We start from the raw sequence: 16,727 nt of genomic DNA on the forward strand, positions 1-16,727 counted from the left end.
TATATTTGTCTTAGAAAGATATGTTTTTTTACTTTTTTGTCCTGAAAAAAAGAAAAATGTCAAAATAATGCGTATATAGATAAGTGAAGGGTTCCTGATTATCATTCCTTAAATATCTAAGAGATTGAAACTATAAAAAATCAAAGGAGGAATAATCAAAATGAATCAGGAATATCTTGAATTTGTGAAAGCATTAAGACCTATTGATGATATCTTTATGAAAGTTATCTTCAATGATCAGCACTGCATTGAATTATTATTCAATATCATTTTTGAAGAAGATATTTCCATTACAGAATGGCATATTCAGGATGAATACAGAAATCTTCATGGTAGAACAGTCATTATGGATATAGTGGTTTCAACAGAGAATGGGAATATTATTGATGTGGAAATGGAAAGAAGTCTAAAGAATGCTTCACCTTTAAGGGCGAGGTTTCATGCCAGCATATTGGATAGCAGTCTGTCATATGTCAATGAGAAATGGGAAAAGTTACCTGAGATTTATGTTATTTTCATATGTGAAAAGGATGTTCTAGAAACAAATAGATTGAAAAATCATATACAGAGGTATGGAGAAGATGGAGAAGCATTTAAAGATAAGGTACATATCATTTATATGAATGCCACCAAGGAAGATGAAACACCCTTAGGGAAGCTTATGCATGATTTAAGATGTGAAAATCATGAAGATATGTATTATGAAGTCTTGAAAGAAAGAGTCAGATATTTTAAACAGGAAGAAGGAGGAAAGAAAATTATGTGTGATATGATGGAAAAATTAGAAAAACGAGGAGAAAAAAGAGGAGAAATGAAAAGTCTTATTCAAATTCTGTTGAAGAAATTTCCAGGCATGAACTTTGAATGGGTCAAGGAATGCAATGAACAACAGATAGAGAAAATTCAAGATCATATCTTAATGAATATCAGCTATGAAGAATTTTATCGCTTGATTCACTCATAAGTGAAAATGTAAAATAAATATTTATGGCTTTCTATGAGTTGATACTATTGTGAGAAAGATAATCGTTGAATGATGGAAAATGACTATCTTTTTTATTTTATTAAGTATTAAAAAGTGAACATCATATTTTTATTGTGAAAGATTGACAAGAGAGTAAAATAGAAATAGGGAGGGGAATAGAATGAATATCATAACAATTGATCATGTGACAAAGGATTATGGATGTCAACGTGGTATTTTTAATATGAGTTTTCAAATCAAACAAGGAGAAACATTGGGATTTTTAGGACCTAATGGTAGTGGGAAGACAACAACGATTCGACATTTGATGGGATTTATGAAACCAGATAGTGGCATTGTTCAAATTCATGGTTTAGATTGTTTTCAGGATGCTGCTCAGATTCAAAAAATGGTAGGTTATCTGCCAGGTGAAATGTCATTTATTAATGATATGACAGGAATAGATTTTATTCAATTGATTGCTAAACTGAAGGGAATGCAAGATTTGAGTTATGCTTATGAATTGATGCAATTTTTAGAATTGGATGCAAAAGCTCCAATCAAACGTATGTCTAAAGGAATGAAACAGAAGATAGGTTTAGTCATAGCATTTATGCAAAATCCGCCAATCTTGATTTTAGATGAACCTACAAGTGGACTTGATCCATTAATGCAATTAAAGTTTGTAGAATTGATGAAACAATTCAAACAACAGGGAAAGACAATTCTCATGTCTTCACATATTTTTGAAGAGATTGAAAATATTTGTGATCGTGTGGTTATTATTAAAGCTGGTCAAATTGTAGCTATTGAAGATATGGAAAAACTTAAACATAATCGTTATAAACATTATGAAATTCAATTCAGTTCATTACAGGAAGCAAACTTATTTATGCAAAAATATCCTGATGCCAGGCAAAATGAATGTTATGTGTCTTTAATGCTTCAAGGACATATTGATGATTTTATTAAAGATTTATCTCATTATAAGGTGAATGATCTGAATATTCGCTCACAATCATTAGAAGAAATCTTTTTACAATATTATGGGGAGTGATGGTAGATGTCTTGGACTTTATATCAAAAAGAATTAAAATCAAATTATAAAATTCTTTTGCTTTTTCTTGTTGTGATAACGATGTATTCAAGCATTATTATTGCTATGTATGATCCAGATATGAATAGTAGTCTGGAAATATTAGCAAAATCTATGCCACAAATTTTTGCGGCATTTGGTATGATGAACATAGCGACAACACTTTTAGATTTTATTACAAATTATCTATATGGATTTATACTTATTGTTTTTCCTTTTTTATTAAGTGTGATCTTATGTTATCGTTTGATTGGTCAATATGTAGATCATGGATCTATGGCTTATTTACTGGCAACACCTTTAAGTCGCCAACAGTTCATGATGACACAGCTGATGGTTTTATTAACAGCATTGGTCATTGTTGTGATATATGCTTTTGGATTTATTTCTATTTATGCCTGGTTGATGGTTAAAGATGCGAGTATAGATATGATTTCCTTTTTATCTGTCAATATAGGATTGTTAGGTATCCATTGTTTATTGGGAAGTTTATGTTATCTATCTTGTGCTTTGTTTAATGAAGCTAAGTTATCTATTGGCTTTGGTGCTGGATTAGGTATTGTGTTTATTTTAATTCAAATGTTATCTGATGTCAGTCAACAATTTGAAATTCTTGATTATTTGACACCCTTAACTTTATTTGATCCTCAAAGTTTATCGAGTGGAGAATATCAGGCATTTGTTTATGTATTTATACTTTTTGTGAGTGCTTTGCTGTTGTTTGGGATTGGACAATGTCTTTTTAAAAAACGTGATTTACCATTATAGGCATATATGTTGTGCCTATGATGGTTTTTCTATATAATGAAGACAAAGGTGGGATATTTGTGAAAGTATTAGTTATTGGTGGTAGTTATTTTTTAGGACGTGTTTTAACCATGTCTTTATCAAAGCAATGGGATATGACATTGGTTAATAGAGGACATTATTCTATGAAAGATTATGGTGTCTTGGAATATATTTTGGATCGTCATGATTTGGATGCCTGGCAAAAATTACCAAAAGAAGATTATGATGCAGTTATTGATTTGTGTGCTTATCAAAAAGGTGATATTCAAACAGTGATTCAGTCCTTTCCTGGTCAGATTCGTCATTATATATTGATCAGCACTGTTGATGTGTATCAGCGTCAAACAGGTCTTGACAAAGATGAACAGCATCCCCTTGAAACACGTCAGTTTGAAGGGGAGACAGGGGCTTATATTTTAGGAAAAGTTCAATTAGAACAAGAATTACAGTCATTATCAAAAGAATATCATATTCCTTATACCATTTTAAGACCAGGCAATATTTATGGTCCATTCAATTATGCACCTAGAGAATCTGTATTGATTGAAAGAGCAGTGAAAGGATGGCCTCTATTTTCAATTAAGGATGCTCAGTGTACTTTTCAGCTTGTCTATGTGAAAGATGTTGTCAGTGCGATTGAAAAAGTTGTCGAAAAGAAAGCTTATAATACTATCTATAATGTTATTAATGATGAACAAGTGACTTATTCTATTATGAATGAAATTCTTAAAACTTGTCAGTCTGATGTCAGTATAGAAGAACATTCTTTAGTTGAAGCCATTGAACAACAATATCCATTGCCATATCCTATTTTTCAAGAAGAAATGGAATCTTATAATGGACAAAAGATTGTTCAAGAATTAGGTTTATCTTATACTCCACTAAATGTCGGATTAAGTAAGACTTATCAGGCTTTTTATCCAGTCTTTAGTCAAAATGAAAAACGATGAGATTTTGATTCTCATCGTTTTCTTTTACATATCTTGAATAGTTTGTTTGACAAGTTTTACAAGATTGATTTCAGCCTGATTGGCAGCTTCCATGACTTCCTGATGATTTAATTCGCTATTTCCTAAACCAGCCGCTTTATTTGTCACAAGTGAAATACCTAAAGTTGTCATACCAGAATGTCTAGCGACAATCGCTTCAGGAACTGTAGACATTCCAACCATGTCTGCACCAATTGCTTTTAAAGCACGAATTTCAGCAGGTGTTTCAAACATTGGACCTTTAAAGAAACAATAAACACCTTCTTTAAGAGAAACATTTGTTTTTTGGGCTGCTTTTTTCGCAATTTCCTGTAAATGTTTTGAATAGACTTCTGTCATATCTTTAAAGCGTGGACCAAATTCATCTAAGTTAGGACCACGTAATGGACTAGGTGCCATAAATCCAATATGATCTGAAATTAAAGTGATTTGTCCAGGATTTAAATCTTCTCTAATTCCACCACAAGCATTTGTAACAAATAAATAAGGAATGCCTAGTTTCGCAAATACACGAATAGGTAATGTCACAACATCCATATCATGCCCTTCATAATAGTGAAAGCGTCCTTTCATGGCACAGACTGTTTTTCCAGCAATGGTACCAATATAAAGTTTTCCTTCATGTCCAGGAATAGTAGAAACTGGAAAATGAGGAATATCCTGATAATCAATAATGATTGGATTTTCAATTTCATCAGCCAATGGACCTAAACCAGATCCTAAAATAATCGCAATATCAATTTTCCCATTATAGCGAGAATGGATATATTCATAAGCTTCATTAATTTTTGTATACATAACTCTCCTCCTTGTTTTCATTATAAACAAACTGTGCATGAAAAAAAAGACCTTTTTGAGGTCTTTAGTCAGCATTTAAGATTGCTGCCTGTGTATATGTTCTTTGAGCCAATTCATTATTTAATGAATAAAGTGATTTAGGATCATGACCAAACAATTCAAATTGTGTTAATAGGTCAGTTGCATTTTTTTCTTCTTCACCTTGTTCAGAGACATACCAGTCTAAGAATTTCATTGTACGATAATCTCTCACTTCATATGCAGCATCATAGATTGTATGAATTAAACTTGTGACATATTGTTCATGTTCTAATCCATATTTTAATGGATCATCAAGATGGTTTAATTCTTTATCAGGTTTATCAATAGCAGATAATGTTACAGCATAATCATTATCCTGTAAATATTGAAGAATACCCATAGCATGATCCATTTCTTCTTTAGCTTGAATATTATACCAGTTGGCATAACCATTTAAACCCTTATGCGTATAAAAATTAGCAAAATCTAAATATAAATAAGCAGAATACATTTCTTTATTAATTTGTTCATTTAATAAATCAGCAACTTTTTGATCTAACATTTTTTCATTCCTCCTTATATGTCTCATTATATACCTGATAGAATACAAAAACAATGTTCAACATTTAAGATTATGGACTTTATGAATCAAAATTTGATACAATATATATAAGAAGGTGAGGCTATGAATTTTAAAGAGGATTTTAGACTACAATCAATTGAACTTAATGAAAAAAGAGTCATACGTGATGCTATTCATGATTATATTCATGTTGATCATTTGATCATCTGGCGTTTGATTAATTCTAAGGAAATGCAAAGGCTTCGAAGAATCAAACAATTAGGAGGAACTTATCAGGTTTTTCAAAGTGCAGAACATTCAAGATTTGTCCATTCTTTAGGTGTGTATCAGGTTGTCAGACGCATGTTAGAAACAGAGTGTTTAACAAATACTTTAAGTGATTATGATAAGCTTTGTGTGATGTGTGCGGGATTACTGCATGATATCGGACATGGTCCATTTTCTCATTCTTTTGAAGGTGTTTTTGAAGAAAATCATGAAGATATGACAGTCAGAATGATTTTAGAAGAAAGTGAAGTTCACGATATTCTCGTATCGTTATATAAACAGCTGCCACAAGATGTCGCAAGTATTATTCAACATACACATCCTAATCGCATTTTAATTCAAATGGTATCCAGTCAGTTAGATGCTGATCGCATGGATTATTTATTAAGGGATTCTTATATGAGTGGAACGACTTATGGACATTTTGATATGTCACGTATTTTGCGTACAATGCGTATTCGTGATGGGAAAATTGTGTATAAAGAATCTGGAGTTCAAGCTATTGAAAATTATATTCTGGCAAGATACCATATGTACTGGCAGGTGTATTATCATCCGACAGCTCGTAGTTATGAACATCTTCTACAAAGTGTTTTTCAAAGAGTCAAAGATTTATACTATGATGGTTACGTTTTCCAGACCCATTTACATTATTTAATTCCCATGTTGGAACACCGTTTTCAGGTCAGTGATTTTGTTGATTTAGATGAAGCTGTTATTTTATATTATTTTAAAGAATTTACACGTGAAAAAGATTTCATTTTAAGTGATCTGTCATCAAGATTTTTAAATCGTCATTTATTTAAATATAAACAATTGAAAAGTCAAAAAGACCTCATGTCTATCAAAGCAATTGCCCAAGCCAAAGGATATCATCCGGATTATTATATTGTCAGTGATAATCAAAAACAAATTCCATATTTGCATTATGGTGAAAGTGGAGAATTAAGTGAAATTGAAATTTTAGATAGCGAAGGGTGTCTATCACCATTACCAATGAAATCTGAGATTGTTTCAGCTATCTTAAATTCAAAACGTTTTAAATCAGATCAAAAAGTATTTTTCCCAAAGGAGATTAAAGATGAATTATCAATTTTTTAATAAGCTTCCTGAAGAAGCAAAAATGATTAGAGAAAAAGTCTTTGTTGAAGAACAGGGATTTCAAAATGAATTTGACAAGCAAGATGAACATAGTTGGCATCTGGTTATTTATGATTATCGTACACCTGTAGGATGTGCCCGTATGTTTGATGAAAAGGGAGATATTGTTTTTGGGAGAATTGCAGTGATTCCAGAAAAACGACATAAACATTTAGGAAGTTATATCTTACATGAACTAGAAAAGAAAGCCAGAGAACTTGGTTATCCAAAAGCTAAACTTTCAGCCCAGGTGGGTGCTATGGGATTCTATGAAAAGAACGGTTTTCAAGCATATGGTGAGGAATATTTAGATGAATTTTGTCCTCATATTCATATGGAAAAAAGATTATAATATGTATCATTGTCAATGAACCGTTGTTCATTGACTTTTTTTGAATAAAAAGTAAAATCATTTGAATATATAGGGACTATATATCAATGTTTCATATACCACAATATTTACTATCAGCAAATATTATGATATATTTGTCTTAGAAAGATATGTTTTTTTACTTTTTTGTCCTGAAAAAAAGAAAAATGTCAAAATAATGCGTATATAGATAAGTGAAGGGTTCCTGATTATCATTCCTTAAATATCTAGGATATTGAAACTATAAAAAAATCAAAGGAGGAATAATCAAAATGAATCAGGAATATCTTGAATTTGTGAAAGCATTAAGACCTATTGATGATATCTTTATGAAAGTTATCTTCAATGATCAGCACTGCATTGAATTATTATTCAATATCATTTTTGAAGAGGATATTTCCATTACAGAATGGCATATTCAGGATGAATACAGAAATCTTCATGGTAGAACAGTCATTATGGATATAGTAGCTTCAACAGAGAATGGGAATATTATTGATGTGGAAATGGAAAGAAGTCTAAAGAATGCTTCACCTTTAAGAGCGAGGTTCCATGCCAGCATATTGGATAGCAGTCTGTCATATGTCAATGAGAAGTGGGAAAAGTTGCCTGAGATTTATGTTATTTTCATATGTGAAAAGGATGTTCTAGAAACAAACAGATTGAAAAATCATATCCAGAGGTATGGAGAAGATGGAGAAGCATTTAAAGATAAGGTACATATCATCTATATGAATGTCACCAAGGAAGATGAAACACCCTTAGGGAAGCTGATGCATGATTTAAGATGTGAAAATCATGAAGATATGTATGATGAAGTCTTGAAAGAAAGAGTCAGATATTTTAAACAAAAAGAAGGAGGAAAGAAAATTATGTGTGATATGATGGAAAAATGAGAAAAACGAGGTGAAATGAAAAGTCTTATTCAAATTCTGTTGAAGAAATTTCCAGGCATGAATTTTGAATGGGTCAAGGAGTGCAATGAACAGCAGATAGAGAAAATCCAAGATCATATCTTAATGAATATGAGTTACGAAGAATTTTATAAGTTAGTGCTCCATGATAAATAATAGAATGTAATAAAAAAATAGAGAAGTTCTATGATAAGCAGTTATAGCTTATATCATAGAACTTTTTGAATAGGGATAAAAAAGAATCTCTGTGTTGATTTCGATAAAATTGTCTTTATTTGTCAGGAATTATGATATACTAAAACAAAGGAAGGTGAGGCAAATGCTTTGTTATTATGCTGTGTTTCCAACAAAAAATTTAAATCAAGATATATTAATAGATTTTTTATGGGATTGGCTGGAACATTCTAAAAATAAAATGGAAGGATTATATATAGAAAAAACTTTTCCATTTGAATATGAAGTGGATCATAAACATTTAAAGCTTCAGATTTTTGATGAAAAATATTTTACGATTTATTTTTCTACACAGGATAATGATAAAAATACACATTTTATAGTAGAAGTGATATATGATATGTTAGAAGAAAAAATATATTTACGTTTTTCTAAAGAAACATCTCATGATTCACGTTATATATTAGCTGTATCTATTCCCGTTTTGTTTAAAAACATATTAGTATCGCCCTATATAAAAAGTGATATTTATCCGCTTTCTTATAAAGCACATCATGTTAAAGATATTGAAGCTATGAAAGTTCAGGAACACCAGTTACCGATTCTTTATATGCATACCACATATATAGATGCAAATCTTCTTGCAAGAAAGATGCTGGGCTTAGCGCATGTCTGTTATTGTAAAAATCAAAAAGAAGAAGGATATATTGAAATAATTGATGATCATGAAAGCCGTATATTTCAATTGAATAAAAAACGTCAAAGTTTATATCAGATTTATGAATTAAATGAACTGTTGAGAAATGAAATCATTAAAAAATATAAAAATCATATGCCTTCTTATGAACAGCTTTATCAAAATCAAATTCTTCATCAACAAAATATGACAATGAAAAATGCTTATGACTATCAAGAAGAATTTAAAAAAGAAATCAAACGTCAACAAATCGAAGTGGATGAACTGAAAGATATATATCATATGTTAATGGAAGATAAACAAAAGGCCCAAAAACAAAATCAAAAATTAATGCAGGTGGGACAATATCATGATGCTTTGATATATGTGGATCATATGGACAAAATAGCAAGCTATCATGATTGTCTTCTTCAGTATATTCAACATAAAGCTCATGATTTAGAAACAACACAGGAAATTTATCGCCGTCTGGATATTTTAAATGCAATTTTAAAAAAGAATGGAGATTCAATATGAAATCATTTTCAACTTATTTAAAACTCAAAGAAAAATGGACAATACCACAGTTTATAGAATCATTATTTGAAGTCTATGATATTCAATATGATAATCTCAATTTACAACAGAAAAGAATTATTGAAGATTATTTTGATATCTATCAGTATCCTCAAGATCGAAGTGTTGTGATTCATTTGTATCATCGTATGGAATACATATATAATGAAAAAGATGGTGGTTTGTGTATTCATAATGAGGGATATCAAAAAGGATATCGTTATATTGATTATTTATTAACACATCAATTGCTTCAAACGAGTAGAATTCCTATCAGTGATAGCCCTATAGCAATTGATATGGATCATTGTCAACAAGTCATGCAATGGCTTGAAACTTATGAGAATTTACCTATTGTTTATATTAATTATGAACAGATTGTTGATCCTGATTATCTTGCCGGACAGTTAAGAGGAATAGCTCATGTTATGTATGAAACATCATATGATGTCTCATTATGGATGAAAGAACATTGTCAGCTCATTCCTTCACAAAGCCGAGTGATTCTCTATTATTTGAATCATGATTATAAGGCATATCGCTTTTTTAAAAAAGAATCCCAAGATCAATTACAACAACGTATTCTTCATCATCTGAGTCTGTATTTAAAACAAAGACGGTATGGAACAAGTTATGATTTTCATAGTTTACAAAAAAGATATCTGGAAGAATTAAAAAATCATGCACAAGATTATGAAGAAGAAACAATTTATCAGTTAGATCAGGAAATGGAAAAATTAGAGAATGAAAAAATCAAATACAGTGAATTAATCAGTCAATTAGAAAATGAAGTAGAATTATTGAAAATGCAAAATGAAATGTTAGAAGAACAAATGAGTCTACAAAATCAATATGGTCTTTTAAATAAAGGTGATATTCAAGAATACTATCAGGGAGAACAGAAAGATATTCTTTTAAATATGCTGGAAGATGATGTGAAAAAGAAAAATGTTGGAAATCTTGATATGAGTCTATTGGAAGATATTCTCCAACAAAATACGAAAGATGGCATTAGAGAGGAATATTTAAATTGTATTTTGAAAGCTTTAATTAGCAGTTATGATATATATAAATTAAAAAGCTATGGTATCACAATCAAAGATGAAAAAAACAAGCATCCTGTGGCTATGTTTTTTGATAATCCAAGATATCAATCTGCGATTTCATCGACACCAAGTGATCAAAATGCCTGTCGACAGATTTACAGACAATTTAGAAAATACTTTTTTTAAAAAGGAACGAAATAGATTCGTTCTTTTTTGTGTAAGAAAGTGAGAACTTGATTTCAACTTGTTTTTTTAACCTTATTATATATAATTGAAAATAGAAACATCAATAAAGCAGGTGATGAGATGGATAGAAAAGATATTTTAAAAGTGATGGAAAATATTTATACATCAAAGGAAGCGGCTGAATATTTAGGTATGTCTTATGAAGCTTTTTGTCAGATTGTCCAAAGTCAACAGATTCAACCTATTAAACAAAGTCATACAGTTATGTTATTTTTAAAAAGTGATTTAGATGATTATTATAAGATGAAACATTCACAAGAATCATTCAATATTAATCAAGTTTCTGTAAGAGATGCGATATTGTATTATACAATCCAGCAATATTTTGATAATAGTGATAAAAAAACATTGGCTTTTATCCAACAGATTAAGCAATTCTATCATTTTGATTTTCATGCAGGTTTAAAAATAAATATTCCGTTTTTAGCTTCTCAATTTCATATCACAGAACAAGAATTTTATAATAGCTATTTACAAATCAAAAAAGCTTTTACACAATTACCAGCCAATACACACATTATAAAAAAAGGAGAAGACAAGTATCCTCAACAACTTGCTGATACAAAAGAGGCTCCACTATTTTTATTTGTCAATGGTCAAGTCAATTTACTGTATCAAAAGTCTATATGTGTTGTAGGAAGTCGAAAGGCATCTCCATATGCCATTGAACAGACAAAACAATTGGTGAAAGCATTAGTGGATGATGGTTTTGTTGTGAATGCCGGTTTAGCAAAAGGAATTGATACGGTGGTGCATCAGACTGTTTTGCAAAACAAAGGACAAACAATAGCAGTCATTGGCACATCACTACATGAATATTATCCAAAGGAAAATCAGACCTTACAATTTACAATTGAAAAAGAAGGGTTGGTTGTTTCACAATATCCACCATGTCAGCATGTGAATAGATGGAATTTTCCAAAGCGTAATGCAACTATGAGTGGATTATCAATAGGGACTGTGATTATGGAAGCAAGTGAAAACAGTGGCACTTTGAAGCAGGCAGACTATGCTTTACGACAAGGCAGATATGTTTTTATACCTCAATATATTGTTGATGATTCATCTTTACAGTGGCCACAAAAATATATAGATAAAGGTGCATATGTATTTGAAACTTATGATGATATGATGAAGATCATTCAACATCAAAAACAGGAGGAATTTTAATATGTGGAAATGGACACAAATCAATCATTTAAAACTGATTATTCTTGATTGTGAGTCTTTAAATCAAAAATATATAGATTTTCCTTATCAGCATCTTTTGGGTGTTGATGTTTTGAAAATAGAATCACTTGACATTGATAAAAATATTGATTTAGATGCTTTGATTGCGAATTTCTTAATAATGGCACAGTGTCAATCCTATGAAGCAATTGTGATAAGTGGAGATATGACATGGTTAAAGAAAGTGATGAGTTATCGTATTGGAACTTTATTTGTTGGGCATCTTCAACAAAAAGATTTAAAATATATGCCGGATTTTGTGGTTGATTCAATTGATTCGTTAATAGATGTATTATCAGAAAAAGATAAGGGATATAGTGGAGAAGTACTTACATTTGAAAATAAAAAAGGATCATTGTTGTCTTGTCAAACTGAGATTGTTAGTGATGATGGAAAAAAATATCTTACAGAGTTATATTTTGGAGGACGTTATTATCCAGAGAAGCATCAATATTTATTAGATGATGCATTATCATATATGATATTGAAATTTAAACATGAATATGTAGATATCATAGATATATTTTTTGATGAAGCAATTATGGATATACGTAAAAAAGAAAAAATAGATACTTTGACATATATACCACCTAAACCACAAGATATTGAAAAGAAAAGATTTCAAAGATTTTTGAGTTTAAAACTTGAACGCAATGCACAAGATGGATTGATGTTAAAAGATTTCTTGTCATGCCAATGTGATTTTTCACAAAAAGGAAATGATTTGGCTGAAAGAAGAAAAACTGTTAAAGGTGTTTTTCGTGTGAATGGGGATGTGAAAGGGAAAAATATTATTTTAATTGATGACGTTTTTTCTTCTGGTTCAACAATGATTGAAGCTATGAAAACATTGTATGAAGCAGGAGCAAATAAAGTGATTGCTTTAGCTATTGCAGTGAGTCAAATGACAGAATCACCCTTTGCTTATCAAAAATTAGTTTGTTCATATTGTCAGGAACCGATGGAACTGATGTATTATAGAAAAACACATAAATTACTATTTGGATGTCCTCATTACTATTCACATCCTGATCAAAAAAGCATGATGAGTTTAAGATTAGGAATCTTTTGTTTAAAGAAGAGAAACAGATTATATGATGGAAGTTATGATATGATGAATAGGGAAGATTGTTGATGAACTGATCATAAGAAAAACACCAATGAGATAAAATCCTTATTGGTGTTTTTCTATATGACAAATATGTTTCTTTGTTTTCTTATCATAACTAATTCCGACAATCAGTAAGTTCTCTTTATATTTCTCTAATCCTTTTGGATATTTTTTCTCTTTGATCTGGTCGATTGCTGTTTTGACCTCTTGATTCCATTTCAGCTCTATAATCATAGCTGGTTTATCTCGATAAGGAATCAAAACAATATCAGCAAAGCCTTTTCCTGTAGGCATTTCTCTGATGATTGTATAATCATCCCTAGCTGTAATATATGCCAATGATAATGTGTAGGCTAAGGCGTTTTCATTATTGTAAGTCAGTATTGATGTGTTGAGATGGGCTTCTTCGATATATCTTGCGACAGCTTCTTCATCCTGTCTCCATGTTGCCTCTAAAAGTTCACGACTGTTTAATAGTGCTTTTGTCGATTCATGCCAGTTGGAACTTTTAATAGAATTCGCAAATGAGTCAATCACTTCTTTATTTGGAATATAGGCTTGTTTTTCTTTTTTTAGATATCCTAGATAACCAAGATGTATTAATAATGTAAGCACATCATCCTTGACTTCAAAAGTGCTCATATCATTCTGGAATGATGATGTTTGTACAGGAACATTTTCACCAGCTAACATTTTAATCACATCATCTTTGAGTCCGTCTTTATTGATGTCTATATAAAATTTTAAAGCTTCATAGGTTTCTGTAGAAGTCCAGTAATTGCCAAATTCTTTTCTAGTCAGAGACATGACGACTGATCTAGGTGAAAAAGTGGAAATCTCATCTGTAAGATGATATCCATCATACCATTGTTTCATTTCATCATAACTAACGTTATATTGAATACAAAGATCTTGAACTTCAGCTTCAGTAAATCCCATAAATTCAGGTAATAATCCCGGATCAATCATAGAGATTTCTTCAAACATATTTAAGGCACTATGTGTTCCATATTTTTTAATAGGCAATATCCCTGTCATATAGGCTAATTCTACATAAGGTTTATCTTTCAATAGATTTCTTAAAAAGTCAAGATATTGTTTCTGTGCTTCTTTATCTTGCTTATATTCTCTAAAGATACAATCCCATTCATCTATAATAAAAATAAATTGATTCTTTGTGGATGCATAAATGTCTTCTAGCGATAATGAAAGATTTGTTTCATCAAAGAACGTGATTGAATACTCTTGTTTGAACTCATTTAGAATTCTCGCTGTTAATAGTTGGATCATTTTATCAATGTTGTGTGTGTTGCTTAAAAAACTTTGTATATTGATATGAATAACATGATGTTTGTTAAGATGTTTTAAATAATGATCAGTTTGACTGATTTTTAATGAATCAAAAATATATTGAGAATCACAGCCTTTAGAATAATAGGCAACAAGCATATTGGCATCTGTACTCTTTCCAAAACGTCTAGGTCTTGATACACATAACTTATTATCACCGGTACCTATTAATTGATTTGTATAGTTAATCAGTAATGATTTATCTACATATATAGGATTGTTGATTGCTTGTTGAAAACTATCATTTCTTGGATTGAGATATAATCCCATATATCTTCACCTGCTTTCTTTTCACTCATCATTATATCATTTATTTCATTGATATGCTATGACTATATATGTTGTAAATTGTTTATGGATTTGGTGATTTGTTGATTTTTTAAGAATATAAATTCTATATTGTATGTAAAAGCTTTTGAAAAAAGATTATAGTGTTATAGAAAAAACACCAATAAGCATTATCTCTCATTGGTGTTTTTCAATATGACAAATATGTTTCTTTGTTTTCTTATCATAACTAATTCCGACAATCAGTAAGTTCTCTTTATATTTCTCTAATCCTTTTGGATATTTTTTCTCTTTGATTTGGTCGATTGCTGTTTTGACCTCTTGATTCCATTTCAGCTCTATAATCATAGCTGGATTATCTCGATATGGAATCAAAACAATATCTGCAAAGCCTTTACCTGTAGGCATCTCCCTTATCATCGTGTAATGATTTCTTGCATAAATATATGCTAAAGCGAGTGTATATGACAATGCATTTTCATCGTTGTAAGTCAGTATTGATGTGTTTAAATGTGCTTCTTCGATATATCTTGCGACAGCTTCTTCATTCTGTCTCCATGTTGCCTCTAAAAGTTCACGACTGTTTAATAATGCCTTTGTGGTTTCATGCCAGTCAGAACTTCTAATAGAATTAACAAATGAATCAACAACTTCTTTATTAGGAATATAACACGTATGATCTGAACTGTTATATCCTAGATATCCCAGATGTATCAAAAGTGTTAAAACATCATCCTTTGACTTAAACGTTGTCATATCATTCTGGAATGATGTTGTCTGAACAGGCACATTTTCTTCTGCTAAAAGTTGAACGATATTATCCTTCAAGTCATCAAAGTTCATATCTATATAAACCTGCAAGGCTTCATAGGTTTCAGTAGATGTCCAATAGTTTTCATACTTTCTATCCATAAGAGCATAAACAACAGAACGATGATTGTAGACAGAAATGTCATCTGACATGCGATATCCATCATACCATTTTTTCATCTCATTATAATCCATATTATATTTCAAGCATAAGTCATAAACTTCCTGTTCAGTAAATCCCATGAAAGATTCTAACGGTGTTGCATTTAACATAGATATTTCCTTAAACATGTTCAAGGCACTATGTGTTCCATATTTCTTAATAGGCAATATCCCTGTCATATAGGCTAATTCTACATATGGTTTATCTTTCAACAGATTTCTTAAGAAATCAAGATATTGTTTCTGTGCTTCTTTATCCTGCTTGTACTCTCTAAAGATGCAATCCCATTCATCTATGATAAAAATAAATCTTGCACTCGCTTCAACATAAACATCTTCCATGATTTGAACAAGATTAGATGAATCAATATAATCTACATCACAAAAAGCTTTCTTGATTTCTCTAAATATTAGTTTGGCTAGAAGTAAGATCATTTTATTGATATCATGAGTCTTGCTTAAAAAATCCTGCATATTGATATGAATGACATGATGCTGATTAAGATGTTTTAAATAATGATCAGTTTGACTGATTTTTAATGAGTCAAAAATATCGTGAGAATCACAACCTTTAGAATAATAGGCAACAAGCATATTGGCATCTGTACTCTTTCCAAAACGTCTAGGTCTTGATACACATAACTTATTATCACCGGTACCTATTAATTGATTTGTATAGTTAATCAGTAATGATTTATCTACATATATAGGATTGTTGATTGCTTGTTGAAAACTATCATTTCTTGGATTGAGATATAATCCCATACATCTTCACCTGCTTTCTTTTCCTGTTCATTATACCATTTATATGATTAAAATACCATGATTATACATGTCGTCAATTGTTTAGTATTTTTGAAATTTATTACTATATTTGTTTATAGATACAATGATGATAAGATATCAAAAACATAAAGAACTCATTCATAATGCATATAAATAACTGATTGCTATGTTTGTATATTCAAAACTCTTTTCACAAACAAGAAATAGTCTTTATATACTTTAAACAAGCCGTATGATGAAATAGACAATAAGTATGAAGTTATATTTGTGATTTGAATAAAAAACGTTAAATATTCGTTTTTTTGATTATACTAAATATGGCAAGAATGCTCTTTTGATAT

The 16,727-nt window shown here is 30.4% G+C and carries 15 protein-coding genes; 11 read left to right on the forward strand and 4 right to left on the reverse strand.

Translation table 11 applies throughout. The annotated features are described in order from the left end of the window. Positions 1-160 precede the first annotated feature (160 nt). The 4 genes from B5G32_RS04580 to B5G32_RS04595 all read left to right on the forward strand — a co-directional run bounded on the left by B5G32_RS04580 (position 161) and on the right by B5G32_RS04595 (position 3,799). On the forward strand, positions 161-964 hold the full coding sequence (locus B5G32_RS04580) for a PD-(D/E)XK nuclease family transposase (protein WP_087935973.1): 804 nt from the start codon (positions 161-163) through the stop codon (positions 962-964). A 181-nt stretch (positions 965-1,145) separates the two neighbouring features. Then, entirely contained in the window at positions 1,146-2,021 is an 876-nt protein-coding gene (locus B5G32_RS04585) for an ABC transporter ATP-binding protein (RefSeq protein WP_087935974.1), read from the forward strand. A 6-nt stretch (positions 2,022-2,027) separates the two neighbouring features. Further along, a complete protein-coding gene (locus tag B5G32_RS04590; RefSeq protein ID WP_087935975.1) occupies positions 2,028-2,828 on the forward strand; it encodes an ABC transporter permease subunit in 801 nt (266 codons plus the stop codon). 59 nt (positions 2,829-2,887) lie between these two features. Beyond that, positions 2,888-3,799 carry an NAD-dependent epimerase/dehydratase family protein gene (locus B5G32_RS04595; RefSeq protein WP_158093970.1) on the forward strand — a complete coding sequence of 304 codons (912 nt, stop codon included), beginning with the start codon at positions 2,888-2,890 and terminating at the stop codon, positions 3,797-3,799. Between the two features lie 24 nt (positions 3,800-3,823). Here the strand turns inward: B5G32_RS04595 and B5G32_RS04600 are convergent, their stop codons facing one another. Together B5G32_RS04600 and B5G32_RS04605 are read right to left on the reverse strand one after the other, a co-directional pair. Beyond that, positions 3,824-4,636, reverse strand: coding sequence for a purine-nucleoside phosphorylase (locus B5G32_RS04600; RefSeq protein WP_087298323.1), 813 nt, complete (start codon positions 4,634-4,636; stop codon positions 3,824-3,826). Positions 4,637-4,700: 64 nt separating this feature from the next. Then, on the reverse strand, positions 4,701-5,219 hold the full coding sequence (locus B5G32_RS04605) for a ferritin (protein WP_087935977.1): 519 nt from the start codon (positions 5,217-5,219) through the stop codon (positions 4,701-4,703). 123 nt (positions 5,220-5,342) lie between these two features. On the opposite strand from B5G32_RS04605, the gene B5G32_RS04610 reads away from it, so the two are divergent. From B5G32_RS04610 to B5G32_RS04640, 7 genes are all read left to right on the forward strand, one after another. After that, positions 5,343-6,608, forward strand: a complete 1,266-nt coding sequence (locus B5G32_RS04610) for an HD domain-containing protein (RefSeq protein WP_087935978.1) — start codon at positions 5,343-5,345, stop codon at positions 6,606-6,608. Continuing rightward, entirely contained in the window at positions 6,589-6,999 is a 411-nt protein-coding gene (locus B5G32_RS04615) for a GNAT family N-acetyltransferase (RefSeq protein WP_087935979.1), read from the forward strand. Before B5G32_RS04610 ends, B5G32_RS04615 begins: the two co-directional genes overlap by 20 nt. 290 nt (positions 7,000-7,289) lie before the next feature. After that, entirely contained in the window at positions 7,290-7,913 is a 624-nt protein-coding gene (locus tag B5G32_RS04620; RefSeq protein ID WP_087935980.1) for a PD-(D/E)XK nuclease family transposase, read from the forward strand. 337 nt (positions 7,914-8,250) lie between these two features. After that, positions 8,251-9,318, forward strand: a complete 1,068-nt coding sequence (locus B5G32_RS04625) for a hypothetical protein (RefSeq protein ID WP_087935981.1) — start codon at positions 8,251-8,253, stop codon at positions 9,316-9,318. Next, entirely contained in the window at positions 9,315-10,589 is a 1,275-nt protein-coding gene (locus tag B5G32_RS04630; protein ID WP_087935982.1) for a coiled-coil domain-containing protein, read from the forward strand. Before B5G32_RS04625 ends, B5G32_RS04630 begins: the two co-directional genes overlap by 4 nt. Positions 10,590-10,709: 120 nt before the next feature. Further along, positions 10,710-11,819: a DNA-processing protein DprA gene (locus B5G32_RS04635; RefSeq protein ID WP_087935983.1), complete on the forward strand. Its 1,110-nt coding sequence runs from the start codon at positions 10,710-10,712 to the stop codon at positions 11,817-11,819. Position 11,820: 1 nt separating this feature from the next. Continuing rightward, the gene (locus B5G32_RS04640; RefSeq protein WP_087935984.1) at positions 11,821-13,014 is read left to right on the forward strand and encodes a ComF family protein; all 1,194 of its coding nucleotides are present in this window, start codon (positions 11,821-11,823) and stop codon (positions 13,012-13,014) included. 39 nt (positions 13,015-13,053) lie between these two features. On the opposite strand, the gene B5G32_RS04645 is transcribed toward B5G32_RS04640, so the two are convergent. Then, positions 13,054-14,610: an AAA family ATPase gene (locus tag B5G32_RS04645; protein WP_087935985.1), complete on the reverse strand. Its 1,557-nt coding sequence runs from the start codon at positions 14,608-14,610 to the stop codon at positions 13,054-13,056. A gap of 195 nt (positions 14,611-14,805) precedes the next feature. Further along, positions 14,806-16,365 carry an AAA family ATPase gene (locus tag B5G32_RS04650; protein WP_087243441.1) on the reverse strand — a complete coding sequence of 520 codons (1,560 nt, stop codon included), beginning with the start codon at positions 16,363-16,365 and terminating at the stop codon, positions 14,806-14,808. Between the last annotated feature and the right edge of the window lie 362 nt (positions 16,366-16,727).

The sequence above is a fragment of the Massilimicrobiota sp. An80 genome (assembly GCF_002159255.1).
GTDB lineage: Bacteria > Bacillota_I > Bacilli_A > Erysipelotrichales > Coprobacillaceae > Allocoprobacillus > Allocoprobacillus merdigallinarum.

Bases quoted from the DNA above. Each gene is read 5' to 3' on its own strand.
- B5G32_RS04580 (WP_087935973.1), top strand. From the start codon at position 161: ATGAATCAGGAATATCTTGAATTTGTGAAAGCATTAAGACCTATTGAT.
- B5G32_RS04585 (WP_087935974.1), top strand. From the start codon at position 1,146: ATGAATATCATAACAATTGATCATGTGACAAAGGATTATGGATGTCAA.
- B5G32_RS04590 (WP_087935975.1), top strand. From the start codon at position 2,028: ATGTCTTGGACTTTATATCAAAAAGAATTAAAATCAAATTATAAAATT.
- B5G32_RS04600 (WP_087298323.1), bottom strand. From the start codon at position 4,636: ATGTATACAAAAATTAATGAAGCTTATGAATATATCCATTCTCGCTAT.
- B5G32_RS04605 (WP_087935977.1), bottom strand. From the start codon at position 5,219: ATGTTAGATCAAAAAGTTGCTGATTTATTAAATGAACAAATTAATAAA.
- B5G32_RS04610 (WP_087935978.1), top strand. From the start codon at position 5,343: ATGAATTTTAAAGAGGATTTTAGACTACAATCAATTGAACTTAATGAA.
- B5G32_RS04615 (WP_087935979.1), top strand. From the start codon at position 6,589: ATGAATTATCAATTTTTTAATAAGCTTCCTGAAGAAGCAAAAATGATT.
- B5G32_RS04620 (WP_087935980.1), top strand. From the start codon at position 7,290: ATGAATCAGGAATATCTTGAATTTGTGAAAGCATTAAGACCTATTGAT.
- B5G32_RS04625 (WP_087935981.1), top strand. From the start codon at position 8,251: ATGCTTTGTTATTATGCTGTGTTTCCAACAAAAAATTTAAATCAAGAT.
- B5G32_RS04630 (WP_087935982.1), top strand. From the start codon at position 9,315: ATGAAATCATTTTCAACTTATTTAAAACTCAAAGAAAAATGGACAATA.
- B5G32_RS04635 (WP_087935983.1), top strand. From the start codon at position 10,710: ATGGATAGAAAAGATATTTTAAAAGTGATGGAAAATATTTATACATCA.
- B5G32_RS04640 (WP_087935984.1), top strand. From the start codon at position 11,821: ATGTGGAAATGGACACAAATCAATCATTTAAAACTGATTATTCTTGAT.
- B5G32_RS04645 (WP_087935985.1), bottom strand. From the start codon at position 14,610: ATGGGATTATATCTCAATCCAAGAAATGATAGTTTTCAACAAGCAATC.
- B5G32_RS04650 (WP_087243441.1), bottom strand. From the start codon at position 16,365: ATGGGATTATATCTCAATCCAAGAAATGATAGTTTTCAACAAGCAATC.